The sequence below is a fragment of the Sphingobium sp. genome (genome assembly GCF_035511395.1).
GTDB lineage: Bacteria > Pseudomonadota > Alphaproteobacteria > Sphingomonadales > Sphingomonadaceae > Sphingobium.
In genome coordinates this window covers 1-12,256 of record NZ_DATKFP010000303.1, presented here as the reverse complement: position 1 = coordinate 12,256, position 12,256 = coordinate 1, and the positions used below count along the sequence as shown (strand labels likewise).

Genomic DNA, 12,256 nt, shown 5'->3' with positions numbered 1-12,256 from the left:
CGCTGCGCTGGCGCAATTGCCGCATCTCGACTGGCGGCTGACGATCGCGGGATGCGGGCCGCTGCGCGATACGCTGGAGAAGCAGGCGCACGCGCTGGGCATCGCCGACCGGATCGACTTCATCGGCTATGTCGGCGATCCCGACCGGATCGCGGCACTGATGGGCGAGGCGGACCTGTTGCTCCAGCCGTCCCGCTGGGAGGGGCTTTGCGCCACGCTGATCGAGGCGCTGGCCTGTGGCGCGGGCGTGGTCGCGACCGACTGCACGCCCAATATACGGCCGATCCTGGCGGCGGCGGGCCAGCATCCCGCCGTGCCGGTGGGCGACGCCGCAGCCTTCGCCCGCGCGATCGAGCGGGCGCTGGCCCGTCCCGCGACGCCCGCCCTGCTCAGGGATGCCGTCCGCGACCATGGCGTGACCTCCGCGCTCGACGCCTATCTGCGCGCCTTCGCCTCGGTCGCGCGCCAGCCGGAACGCTCACCTATACTGTCACCCGCCTTCCCCTGAAGCGTTAGGCACTTGGCTACCTTCCCTCGCTAGGAAGCGGGTAGCAGCAGGAGTGCCGGCAGGTGGACGCAAAAGGATATTATCGGCTGGACGCGCGCGACGCGACGCGCGCCTGCGTGCTCGACGACCTTGTCCTCCTCTATCATCCCCGGTCGGGCCAGACCCACATGGTGATCAGCCCAGTACCCGAAATACTGGACCAGATGCACATCGACGAGCGGGTCAGCGCCGCCGACCTGCATGACCGGCTCGCCCGGCATTTCGACCTTGGCCCGCGCGAGGCGGCGCTGCCGGAAATCGCGGCGCATCTCGACGCGCTGGTGGCGCTCGGTCTGGTGCGCCCGGCATGAGGCACAATCTGACCCTGCGCATCGGCCCGGCGACCTTTCGCATCGGATCGGCTTGGGCCGGCCCGATCGACCAGCTCGCCCGCCTCTATGCCGCCTATCCGCAGGTGGATGGCGCGATCGCCGACTTCACCGTCCGGCTCCAGCCGACCAGCCTCGCGCGGCGCTGGGTGCGCCCGTCCATTTTCATCACCGGCGATCATGGGCTGGCCGACGCCGCGCCGATGAGCCTGTCGCACGGGTTGCTTGCCGCCGAAATGGGGATGAACCTCCAGATGGCGCTCGGCTGGCGGCGGCATCTGCTGCTGCATGCGTCGAGCGTCGAGAAGGATGGCCGGGTGCTGGTGATGACCGGCGAATCCGGTTCGGGCAAGTCGACGCTCGCCGCCCTGCTGGGCGAGCGCGGCTGGCGGCTGATGGGGGATGAGTTCGCGCTACTGGATCTCGACAGTGGCGCGATCCTGCCCTTTCCCCGCCTCGTCTCGCTCAAGAATCGCGCGATCGACGTGGTCGAGGGCGCGGTCGGCGACGCGCGCATGGGACCGATGCTCCGCGCCACGGCCAAGGGCGATATCCGCCATATGGTGCCGCGCGCCGATGCCGTCGCCCGCATGACGCAGGGCGGAAAGCCCGCGCTGCTGCTCTTCCCCCGTTTCGGCCATGACGCCGACGTCCGGGCGGTGGGGCAGGGCGAAATCTTCATGCGCCTGACGCAGGCGTCGACCAATTATGTGGCGCTGGGCGAGCCGGGCTTCGCCGCGCTCACCCGCTTCGTGCAGTCCGTTCCCGCGCGGGCGATCGACTTCCCTTCGGGCGAGGCGGCGTTCGAGATGGTCGACCAGCTCTGGGGAGAGGTGGCATGAGCGCCGCGCTGCTGGTCGACACGCTGCGCGATCCCGCCTCGGTCGGCGGGCTGGACCCCGCGGGTTGGAACCATCTGATCGCAGCCGCGCGCGCCGAACGGCTGATCGGTACGCTGGCGCATCGTCTGGCGGGCATCGCCGTGCCGTCGCCCGTCACCCCGATATTGGCCGACGCCGTGCGCGACACCGACCGGGAAGCGCGACAGGCGCTGTGGGAAGCCGATCGCTGCGTCGATGCGCTGCGCGGCACCGGCGTGCCGACCATCCTGCTCAAGGGCACGGCCTATGTCGCGGCCCGGCTGCGCGCGGGGCAGGGGCGCTTCATCGGCGATCTCGACATTCTCGTGCCGCGCGACGCCATGCCGGTGGCGGAGAAGGCGATGATGGCGGCGGGATGGGAATGGGTGAAGCCCGACCCCTATGACGACGCCTATTATCGCCAGTGGATGCACGAACTGCCCCCGCTGATCCATCGCGAGCGGGACCGGATGATCGACGTGCATCATACCGTGCTGCCGTTGACCGCGCGCCAGACGCCCGATGCCGCCGCGATGATCGCCGACGCCGTCGAAATAACCGATGGATTATATATTCTCTCACGAGAGGACCGGATCATCCATTCGGCCGCGCACATGCTGGCGGACGGCGATTTGCAGGGCGGCCTGCGGAACCTGTGGGATATATATTGCCTGCTGCCCGATGTGGACCCGGCGGCCTTGGAGGCGCGTGCGGCGCGGCACGGCCTGCTGCCCCATGTTCGGCAGGCCGGGCGCCTTGCCGCCGCCATCTATGGCGACGGCGCGCGGCTGACCCTCTGGGACCGGCTGGTGCGCGCCCGGCTGCTCGCCCGCAATGGCTGGGGGCAGGAAGTGCGCAAGCTGCTGGTGTTCGGCTTCTACGTCCGCTCACACTGGCTGCGGATGCCGCCGACGATGCTGGCGCGCCACCTCTGGACCAAATGGCGCAAGGGGCATCGCCCGCAATAATATGGGTTAGGCGTTGGCCAGCATCGCCTTGATTGCGAGGCCTGCCATGTCGGCGACGGCGACCAGCCGCGCCGCCGGCATCCCGCCGCGCGCGTCGGCGGACATGCCCGACATGATCGCGACCATATAGTCCGCCACGACATCCGCCTGGCCCGGATGCACCGGGCGCAGATAGTCGCGCACCCGCTCCCGGCTCGCCGCCTTCCATGTACAGGCCAGCCCCGCTGCCTGACGGTCCGCGCCGCGTGCGCCTTCCAGCACCAGGCATCCCGGTGCCTGCGGATCGGCGGCATAGATGGTCGCGGCCTCGTGCAGCAGGCGCGTCAGGGCCTGTGCCGGATCGCTGCCGGGCGCGAGCAGATCGTCGACCGGCAAGGCGCTGCGGGCGTAGTGGCCCAGCACTTCGCCGAACAGTTCCGCCTTGCTGCCGAACGCGGCGTAGAGGCTGGGCGGATTGATGCCCATCGCCTCGGCCAGACTGGCGACGCCTACCCCTTCATAGCCATGGGCGTGGAACAGCGCTTGTGCTTGATCCAGCGCGGCGTCGCGATCAAATTGCCGCGGCCTTCCACGAGGCTTCGATTTTTCTTTATCGATCACTACAAAAATCCTTGAACCGAACTTTCGTTAATATATATAGCGATCATTACAAATATCTCAAGGACACAGGACATGACCGATTTCACTTCCAGGAAGACCCTCATTCTGGGCGGCAGCCGCGGCATCGGCGCTGCCATCGTCCGTCGCTTCGCCGGCGACGGCGCGCAGGTCGCCTTCACCTATGCCGGATCGCATGATGCCGCGCAGGCGCTCGCGACCGAAACCGGCGCGACCGCGATCCAGTCCGACGCGGCCGATCGCCAGCAGGTGGTCGACGTGGTGGCGGGACAGGGGCCGCTCGATATCCTGGTGGTGAATGCCGGCGCGCTGGTGCTGGGCGATCCGCTGACGCTCGACGCCGACGCGGTCGACCGCATGATCGACATCAATGTCCGCGCGCCCTACCACGCCGCTGTCGAGGCCGCGCGGCAGATGCGCGACGGCGGCCGCATCATCGTGATCGGATCGGTCAATGGCGATCGCATGCCGTTCGAGGGCGGCGCGGCTTACGCGCTCACCAAGTCGGCGCTTCAGGGCATGGCCCGTGGTCTGGCCCGCGACTTCGGCGCGCGCGGCATCACCGTCAACATCATCCAGCCCGGCCCGACCAATACCGACATGAACCCGGAAGACGGGCCGATGGCCACCACGATGCACGGCTTCATGGCGATCAAGCGCCACGCGACGGGGGAGGAGATCGCCGGTCTCGCCGCCTATCTTGCCGGACCCGAAGCCGGTATCATCACCGGCGCGCTGCACACGATCGACGGCGGCTTCGGCGCCTGAAGCGGGACGAAGCGGGCTGAAAAATCCTCCCCCTGGCAGGGGAGGAGCCGGGAAGCAGGCTCTCCACCGCCCGGCCATGGAAAACGCGCAAATATGCCGGTCCGCACGTCAGTAGCCGTTCTATCCCGTCCGATACTGGTCTAAGAGGCGGCGCATGACCATGCTCGCCTCCTATGCCTGCCATCCCGCCGCCAGTCGCGGCCGCCTTCATGCCGAGCCGGGCGGGGAGATGCGCGGGCCGCGCGACATGTTCCAGCGCGACCGCGACCGGATCATCCATTCGATCGCGTTCCGCCGGCTGCGCCACAAGACGCAGGTGTTCGTGTCGCCCGACGGCGATCATTTCCGCGTCCGCCTGACCCACAGCCTGGAGGTCGCGCAAATCGGTCGCACCACCGCGCGTACGCTGCGGCTGAACGAGGATCTGACCGAGGCGCTCTGCCTGGCCCACGACATCGGCCATCCGCCCTTCGGCCATGCGGGCGAGGATGCGCTGGAAGTCGCGCTCGACGATCATGGCGGCTTCGATCACAACGCCCATACGCTGCGCACGCTGATGCTGCTCGAAAGCCCTTATCCCCGCTTCCGGGGGCTGAACCTCAGCTGGGAAATGCTGGAGGGGCTGGCCAAGCATAATGGCCCGATCGCCAATCCGGGTTGGGCGATGCGCGAGCTGGATGCGCTCTATCCGCTCGATCTCACCAGCCATGCCTCGCTGGAGGCGCAGCTGGCGGCGATTTCCGACGATATCGCCTATGACAATCATGACATCGATGATGGCTTGCGCGCGGGGCTGCTGACGCTCGACCAGTTGCTGGAGGTGCCGCTGGTGCGCGGTTGCTGGGACCGGGTGCGCGCCCGCTATCCCGATGTAGCGACCGACAGGCTGTTGCGCGAACTGGTGCGCGAGCAGATCGGCGTGATGGCCAACGACCTGATCGATGCGACCCGGCGCAACATCGCGGAATCGGGCGTCGAGACGGTCGAGGATGTCCGCGCGCTCGGCCGCACGCTGGTCGCCTTCTCGCCCGAACTGGAACAGCAGGAGCGCGACCTCAAGCGCTTCATGTATGCGACGCTCTACCATCATCCCGACCAGTTGGCCGCCGCCGACCGGGCGCGGGTGATCGTCACCGACCTGTTCCGCGCCTATCAGGCAGAACCGGCGCTGATGCCGGAGGAATGGCGCGACGATTGCGCGCTGGAGGAACCGACCCGCAGCCGCCACATCGCCGATTTCATCGCCGGCATGACCGACCGCTATGCGGAGAAGCGCCATGCGGAGATCTACGGGAAGGCCGTGGTGGAGGTGTAAGTTTCCGCCTCGCCAACGCCGTTCGCCCGAACGGATTTGGGTTCCATGCTGTGCGGAAACGATCCGTTCCCCGACCCGCACTTGCCGCCGCCCCGCACTCGGCATAGCCATTGCCCATGGCACTTCATCCCCAGATCGCGGCCTTTGCCGCCCAGCTCGACGATCTTTCCCGCCTGCTGCGCGGGCAGGGCGACCGCCTCTGGTTGGACCGGATCGACCTGATCCACCGCATGATCGCCGACTCCAATTTCAACGGGGTCGAGCGCTTTCTCGCCCTGTTCGAGGGGGAGGAGCGTTTCGCCGACTTCACCCTGGCGGACCCGGCCGCTCAGGGCGAACTCGATGCATGCCGCGCCGCTGCCCGCGCCATGGCGCAGCGTCTTGCGCAAGAAGAGCGATCCGATCGGGCATGATACCGGCCCGCCCGGTGGCATAAGAGCGATTGACGCGCCCGATCCTTTGACGCAATGCACAAGTGTCTCCGGCGGATTCGTCCGTCGGGCACGATGCGGGAGAGCATGGGAAGCCTTTGAGGCCACCCCGTCGCCGAAGGAGCAACCGCCCCGGAATCTCTCAGGCCAAAGGACCGCATCGCGCTCAAGGCACTCTGGAAAGCGGACGTTTTTTCCGTCCCACCGAAGGGGTAAGCCATGTGGCCGCACGGCCGCTGGTCAAAGCTCTCAGGTTCCGTGACAGAGGGGGTGGCAGTTGTAACAGGTCCGACTCCGGGCCGCTTTATGCTGTCGCTACCAACCTCCTGCACGGAAAGGCCGCATCATGTCCGGCATCGACGACGTCGCCCATCTCGAAGAAGAACTGCCGTTGCAGGAGCTGCCGCTGGATGGCTGGCACCGCGCCAAGGGCGCGCGTATGGTCGGCTTCGCGGGCTATCATATGCCGATCCAGTATGAAGGCATCATGGCCGAGCATAGCTGGACCCGCGAACATGCCGGTCTGTTCGACGTCAGCCATATGGGCCAGATCGCCTTTTCCGACGAGAGCGACGGCAAGGCCGTGGACGACGCGCTGGAGCATCTGCTGCCCAGCGACATCAAGGGGCTGAAGCCTTTCCGCCAGCGTTATTCGATGCTGCTGGACGAGGAAGGCGGTATATTGGACGACCTGATGGTCTCACGCCCCGGAGACGGCGCCTTCGACGGCGCGGCCATCTACATGGTCGTCAACGGCGCGACCAAATATGACGATATGGGCTGGATGATCGAGCATCTGCCCGACGACGTCGTCATGAATCACATGGACGAGCAGGCGCTGCTCGCCCTGCAAGGCCCGGAAGCGGGCGAGGCGCTGGCGACGCTCATTCCCGAAACCGCCGACCTTATCTTCATGCAGTCGGGTCCGTTCAGCTGGCGCGGCGTCCCGTTGTGGATCAGCCGCTCGGGCTATACCGGCGAGGACGGGTTCGAGATCAGCGTTCCGGCCGCCGACGTCACCCTGCTGGCGGACGCGCTGTGCGACCTGCCGCAGGTGAAGCCGATCGGCCTTGGCGCGCGCGATTCGCTGCGTCTGGAGGCTGGGCTGCCGCTCTACGGCCATGACCTGACGCCTGCCGTCAGCACCATCGGCGCGGACCTGGGCTTCGCCATCCAGAAGCGCCGCCGCGAGGAAGGCGGCTTCATCGGCCATGCCCGCGTGATGAAGGAACTGGCCGACGGTCCGGGTTCCAGGCGTGTCGGCCTGCGGATCGAAGGCCGCCTGCCCGCCCGCGAAGGCGCGCAGATCTATGCCGGCGGCGCGCAGGTGGGCGAAGTCACGTCGGGCGGCTTCGCGCCGTCGGTGGGCGCGCCGATCGCCATGGGCTGGGTCAGCCTGCCGCACAGCGCGGAAGGGACCGCGCTCGAAATCGAAGTCCGCGGCAAGCGGATCGCCGCCACGGTTGCGCCGATGCCGTTCGTTCCGCATCGTTACCGCCGCAAGGCCTGAATTTTCCAAGCACATCATTCCGGGGAGTAAATCCATGAGCCGTTATTTCACCGACGAACATGAATGGATCGACGTTGCGGGCGACATCGCCACCGTCGGCATCACCGACTATGCGCAGGAACAGCTGGGCGACATCGTGTTCGTCGAACTGCCCGCCGAAGGCACGACCTTCGAAAAGGGCGACGACGCCGCCGTCGTGGAATCGGTCAAGGCCGCGTCCGACGTCTATGCCCCGATTTCGGGCGAAGTCGTCGAGAGCAACAGCGCGCTGGAAGACGAGCCTGCCCTCGTCAACAGCGACGCGGAGGAAGATGGCTGGTTCTTCAAGCTGCGCATCGCCGATGCCAGCGAGCTGGAAGGCCTGATGAACGAAGCCGCCTACAAGAAGTTCGTGGCCTCGCTTTAAGTTGCAGTCCCCCTCTCGCTGGCGGGAGGGGCTAGGGGAGGGCGTGCTACGCCGTCTCCTCAACAGACCCTCCCCCGGCCCCTCCCGCAAGCGGGAGAGGAGATGATGGGCGGAGGGGGGAGTTTTTGGAAATGCGCTACCTACCCCTTACCGACACCGACCGGCAGGAAATGCTGTCCGTCATCGGCGCGTCGTCGATCGACGACCTGTTCGTGGACGTGCCCGCCGAAGCCCGCCTGACTGGCACCATCGCCGGCCTGCCCGATCATGCGAGCGAACTGGCGGCCGAACGCCACATGGCCGCTCTGGCGCGCAAGAATCTGTCGGCAGGGGAGGCGCCCTTCTTCCTGGGCGCTGGCGCCTACAAGCATCATGTACCCGCCAGCGTCGATCATCTGATCCAGCGCGGCGAGTTCCTGACCGCCTACACGCCCTATCAGCCGGAAATCGCGCAGGGCACGTTGCAGGTGTTGTTCGAATTCCAGACCCAGGTCGCCCGCCTGCTGGGCTGCGACGTCGCCAACGCCTCCATGTATGACGGCTCGACCGCCTGCTGGGAAGCGATCGGCATGGCCCGCCGCATCACCAAGCGCGGCAAGACGCTGCTGTCGTCGGGCCTGCACCCCCATTATGTCTCGGTCGCCAACACCATGGCGAAATTCACCGGCGACGTGCTGGAGCATAAGGCGCCGACCCTCGACGCCGCGACCGATATCGACGTGCTGATCGCCGCTATCGACAAGGATGTGAGCTGCATCGTCGTCCAATATCCCGACATTCTAGGCCGCATCGCCGACCTGACCCCGCTCGCCGACGCCGCCCATGCGGCCGGCGCGCTGCTGGTCGCGGTCGTCACCGAGCCGGTCGCACTCGGTGCGATCAAGGCGCCCGGCGCCATGGGCGCGGACATCGTCGTGGGCGAAGGCCAGTCGATCGGCGTCGGCCTCCAGTTCGGCGGTCCCTATCTCGGCCTGTTCGCGTGCAAGCAGAAATATGTCCGCCAGATGCCGGGCCGCCTCTGCGGTGAAACCGTCGATGCGGCGGGCAAGCGCGGTTATGTGCTGACGCTCTCCACCCGTGAGCAGCATATCCGTCGCGAAAAGGCGACGTCGAACATCTGCACCAATTCGGGCCTGTGCGCGCTGGCGTTCAGCATCCATATGACGCTGCTCGGCGAAAAGGGGCTGCGCGAACTGGCGATGCTGAACCACGGCCTTGCCGTGCAGGCGGCCGACCGTCTGGCGCAGGTGCCTGGCGTGACGCTGCTCAACGACAGCTTCTTCAACGAATTCACGCTGATCCTGTCCAAGGATGCGCGCGACGTCGTCCGCACCCTCGCCGACAAGGGCGTGCTGGCTGGCGTCTCGCTCGGCCGCCTGTTCCCGGCCGCGCCGGAAATCGGCAACGGCCTGGTCGTCGCCGTTACCGAGACGGTGACGCCGGAGGATATCGAAACCCTTGCCAAGGCGCTTGAGGAGGAACTGGCATGACCATGCTGAAGGAAGGCCGCCCCACCGCACCGCAGGCCGTCAACGATGCTGGCGCAGCCCCGGCAACCGCCACCGGCAACCGCGCGCTGATGCTGGAGGAAGCGCTGATCTTCGAGATCGGCTCTTGCCACACCACCGGCGTAGATTTCGCTGACGCGCCCAAAGTCGCCAGCCGCCTCGGCAACCTCGCCCGCACCGACGGCATCGGCCTGCCCGGCCTGTCGGAGCAGGAGACGGTGCGCCATTATACCCGCCTGTCGCGTCAGAACTACGCCATCGACCTTGGCCTGTTCCCGCTTGGCAGCTGCACCATGAAGCACAACCCGCGCCTGAATGAAAAGGTCGCGCGGATGCCCGGTTTCGCCGACATCCATCCGCTTCAGCCGCAGTCGACGGTGCAGGGCGCGCTGGGCGTCATCAACGAACTGGCGATGTGGCTCATCACGCTGACCGGCATGCACGGTGTCGCGATGACGCCCAAGGCCGGTGCCCATGGCGAACTGTGCGGCCTGCTCTGCATCCGCGCCGCTCTGGAAGCGCGGGGCGATGCCCGCAGCGTCGTGCTGGTGCCCGAAAGCGCTCACGGCACCAACCCCGCCACGGCGGCTTTTTGCGGCTATAAGGTCGAGGATATTCCCGCGACCCGGGACGGCCGCGTCGATGTGGAGGCGCTCAAGGCGCGCCTTGGCCCCGATGTCGCGGCGGTGATGATCACCAACCCCAACACATGCGGCCTGTTCGAGCGCGACATGAAGGTGATTTCCGATGCGGTCCATGCCGCCGGCGCTTTCGTCTATTGCGACGGCGCGAACTTCAACGCCATCGTCGGCCGGGTCCGCCCCGGCGACCTGGGCGTCGACGCGATGCACATCAACCTGCACAAGACCTTCTCCACCCCGCATGGCGGCGGCGGTCCCGGTTCGGGTCCGGTAGTGCTGTCCGAAGCGCTCTCGCCCTTCGGTCCCTTGCCCTACACCGCGCGCATGGCCGACGGCACGATCCACCTCATTGAGGAGGAAAATGTCGGCGAGGAAATGCCGCAGAGCTTCGGCCGCATGAGCGCCTTTCATGGCCAGATGGGCATGTTCACCCGCGCGCTGACCTATATCCTGAGCCACGGCGCGGACGGCCTGCGTCAGGTGGCGGAGGACGCCGTCCTCAACGCCAACTATGTCCTGCGCAGCCTGGACGATGTGCTCGACGCGCCGTTCGGCGGCAGCGGCCCGTGCATGCATGAGGCGCTGTTCAGCGACAAGGGGCTGGCCGAGGGCTTCACCACGCTCGACATCGCCAAGGGGCTGATCGACGAAGGTTTCCACCCGATGACCATGTATTTCCCGCTGGTCGTCCATGGTGCGATGCTGGTCGAACCGACCGAAACGGAGAGCAAGGCCGCGCTCGACCAGTTCATCCTGGCGCTGCGCAGCCTGGCGCAGCGGGCCAAGGCCGGGGACGAAGCGCTCAAGGGCGCGCCCTATTTCGCCCCGCGCCGTCGCCTCGACGAGACGCTGGCCGCGCGCAAACCGGTCCTCACCTGGACCGAGCCGGCGCTGGCGGAAGCGGCCGAATGACGAACGGGCCGGAGCCGTGGGAACCCGGTTCCGGCCCCGTTTCGGCGGGGCAGCCTGATCTCAGGCGCCATGCCCCCGCCACGGAGCGCAACCGCGACGCCATCGTCGCGATACTGCGTGATGCGCTCCCGGCCTCCGGCCTCGTGCTGGAGGTGGCGAGCGGTAGCGGCGAACATGCCGTTCATTTCGCGGGCGCCTTTCCCGATCTCGACTGGCAGCCGAGCGACCCCGACCCGGCTGCGCTGGCCTCGATCGCGGCATGGCGCGCCAACGCGGCCCTCTCCAATCTCCGCCAGCCGATCCGGCTCGACGCCGCCGACGACTGGCCGATCGCGCACGCCGATGCGATCCTCTGCATCAACATGCAGTCAAACAGTTGTGAGGGCGCAACGTCAGCAGGTTACGCTGCTTGCCTGTGCATCAATATGGTTCACATAAGCGAATGGGCGGCGACCGTTGGGCTATTTAGGGGCTGTGCGAATTTGCTACCCTCAGGTGCTCCATTGATCCTTTATGGTCCATATATCGAGAGTGACGTTGAAACGGCTCCGTCGAATTTGGCGTTCGATCGGTCGTTGAAGGAGCGTAACTCGGAGTGGGGTCTGCGTGATGTGGCTGACGTTGATCGCGTTGCCGCTGATTTTGGGTTCGAGCGGACCCGGCGAGTAGAAATGCCAGCTAACAACCTCACGCTGATTTACCGTAGCCGCTAAGGCGTCTGGAAACGGCCAATAGCGGACCTCGGATTTGATGTGCTAGGTTGCGGATATGGCATTGCGAGAAGCGATCATAGCTGCGCTGATCGGCGCTCCAATCTATGATTGGGTGATAGTGAACGGCGCAGCGCAAAAGATGACGAGCTTCGATTATAGATATTGGCCGTTAACCAGGGTCAGATTGGCAAGCGTTGCGTTGTTGTCGGTCGGCGCTTTCATCACCTTTTTCATCACCGACCCTCCAGAAGATCGGCTGTGGCCCATGCTGCCAGTATTTACGACAATGGCGCTTCATTGCTGGGTCGCAATTGCAGATATTCGTCGACAAAGACGATTGTGATTCGGACCACCTCACAGTTCGCTCCCCACCCAAGCTGGTCCGACGGTTAAGTGGTGTAGTTAACCACCATGAACATGATCCATATCAGCCCGTGGGAGGCGACCCTTGGTCTGCTGAAAGGGGCAGGGGCCATATTGCCGCCCGGCGGTCTGTTCTATCTTTACGGTCCTTATCTGCGTGACGGCGTGGACACCGCGCCCAGCAACGTCGCTTTCGACGCCTCGCTGAAAGCCCGCGACCCGCGCTGGGGTTTGCGCGCAATGGAGGATGTGATCGCTGCGGCGCAGGCGCAGGGGCTGGCGTTCGACCTGCTGGTGGAGATGCCGGCGAACAATCTGTCGCTGCTTTTTCGGAAAGGGACGGGTTGAATCCTATCTCCGTTCGTTT

At 66.1% G+C, this 12,256-nt stretch carries 15 protein-coding genes and 1 riboswitch; of the genes, 14 read left to right on the top strand and 1 reads right to left on the bottom strand.

Translation table 11 applies throughout. From position 1 onward, the window contains the following. From VMR39_RS21365 to VMR39_RS21350, 4 genes are all read left to right on the top strand, one after another. A partial coding sequence (locus VMR39_RS21365; protein ID WP_325418874.1) for a glycosyltransferase occupies positions 1-508 on the top strand: 508 nt, incomplete at its 5' end. A 62-nt stretch (positions 509-570) separates the two neighbouring features. After that, entirely contained in the window at positions 571-858 is a 288-nt protein-coding gene (locus tag VMR39_RS21360) for an HPr-rel-A system PqqD family peptide chaperone (protein ID WP_325418872.1), read from the top strand. Further along, a complete protein-coding gene (locus VMR39_RS21355; RefSeq protein WP_325418870.1) occupies positions 855-1,718 on the top strand; it encodes an HprK-related kinase A in 864 nt (287 codons plus the stop codon). Before VMR39_RS21360 ends, VMR39_RS21355 begins: the two co-directional genes overlap by 4 nt. Beyond that, positions 1,715-2,704, top strand: a complete 990-nt coding sequence (locus tag VMR39_RS21350; protein ID WP_325418868.1) for a nucleotidyltransferase family protein — start codon at positions 1,715-1,717, stop codon at positions 2,702-2,704. Before VMR39_RS21355 ends, VMR39_RS21350 begins: the two co-directional genes overlap by 4 nt. Positions 2,705-2,710: 6 nt before the next feature. Here VMR39_RS21350 and VMR39_RS21345 read toward each other — a convergent pair whose 3' ends face one another. Then, on the bottom strand, positions 2,711-3,304 hold the full coding sequence (locus VMR39_RS21345) for a TetR/AcrR family transcriptional regulator (protein WP_325418866.1): 594 nt from the start codon (positions 3,302-3,304) through the stop codon (positions 2,711-2,713). Positions 3,305-3,376: 72 nt separating this feature from the next. Between VMR39_RS21345 and bdcA the strand changes: the two genes are divergently transcribed. The 10 genes from bdcA (at position 3,377) to VMR39_RS21295 (ending at position 12,237) form a co-directional block, all read left to right on the top strand. Further along, complete coding sequence (bdcA, locus tag VMR39_RS21340) at positions 3,377-4,090, top strand: SDR family oxidoreductase (RefSeq protein WP_325418864.1); 714 nt, start codon at positions 3,377-3,379, stop codon at positions 4,088-4,090. Positions 4,091-4,244: 154 nt separating this feature from the next. Then, entirely contained in the window at positions 4,245-5,405 is a 1,161-nt protein-coding gene (locus VMR39_RS21335) for a deoxyguanosinetriphosphate triphosphohydrolase (protein ID WP_325418862.1), read from the top strand. Positions 5,406-5,521: 116 nt separating this feature from the next. Beyond that, positions 5,522-5,818 (top strand): hypothetical protein, encoded by a 297-nt coding sequence (locus VMR39_RS21330; protein ID WP_325418860.1) that lies wholly within the window; start codon positions 5,522-5,524, stop codon positions 5,816-5,818. 86 nt (positions 5,819-5,904) lie between these two features. Further along, positions 5,905-6,004: riboswitch (glycine riboswitch) on the top strand. 178 nt (positions 6,005-6,182) lie between these two features. Next, entirely contained in the window at positions 6,183-7,346 is a 1,164-nt protein-coding gene (gene gcvT, locus VMR39_RS21325; RefSeq protein WP_325418858.1) for a glycine cleavage system aminomethyltransferase GcvT, read from the top strand. Between the two features lie 34 nt (positions 7,347-7,380). Further along, the gene (gene gcvH / locus VMR39_RS21320) at positions 7,381-7,752 is read left to right on the top strand and encodes a glycine cleavage system protein GcvH (protein WP_179041332.1); all 372 of its coding nucleotides are present in this window, start codon (positions 7,381-7,383) and stop codon (positions 7,750-7,752) included. Between the two features lie 131 nt (positions 7,753-7,883). Continuing rightward, positions 7,884-9,242 carry an aminomethyl-transferring glycine dehydrogenase subunit GcvPA gene (gcvPA, locus tag VMR39_RS21315; protein ID WP_325418855.1) on the top strand — a complete coding sequence of 453 codons (1,359 nt, stop codon included), beginning with the start codon at positions 7,884-7,886 and terminating at the stop codon, positions 9,240-9,242. After that, the gene (gcvPB, locus tag VMR39_RS21310) at positions 9,239-10,813 is read left to right on the top strand and encodes an aminomethyl-transferring glycine dehydrogenase subunit GcvPB (RefSeq protein ID WP_325418853.1); all 1,575 of its coding nucleotides are present in this window, start codon (positions 9,239-9,241) and stop codon (positions 10,811-10,813) included. The genes gcvPA and gcvPB overlap by 4 nt, the downstream gene beginning before the upstream one ends. Continuing rightward, the gene (locus tag VMR39_RS21305) at positions 10,810-11,526 is read left to right on the top strand and encodes a DUF938 domain-containing protein (protein ID WP_325418851.1); all 717 of its coding nucleotides are present in this window, start codon (positions 10,810-10,812) and stop codon (positions 11,524-11,526) included. Before gcvPB ends, VMR39_RS21305 begins: the two co-directional genes overlap by 4 nt. A gap of 55 nt (positions 11,527-11,581) precedes the next feature. Beyond that, on the top strand, positions 11,582-11,869 hold the full coding sequence (locus VMR39_RS21300; RefSeq protein ID WP_325418849.1) for a hypothetical protein: 288 nt from the start codon (positions 11,582-11,584) through the stop codon (positions 11,867-11,869). A 68-nt stretch (positions 11,870-11,937) separates the two neighbouring features. Next, positions 11,938-12,237, top strand: coding sequence for a DUF938 domain-containing protein (locus VMR39_RS21295; RefSeq protein ID WP_414712569.1), 300 nt, complete (start codon positions 11,938-11,940; stop codon positions 12,235-12,237). Positions 12,238-12,256 lie beyond the last annotated feature (19 nt).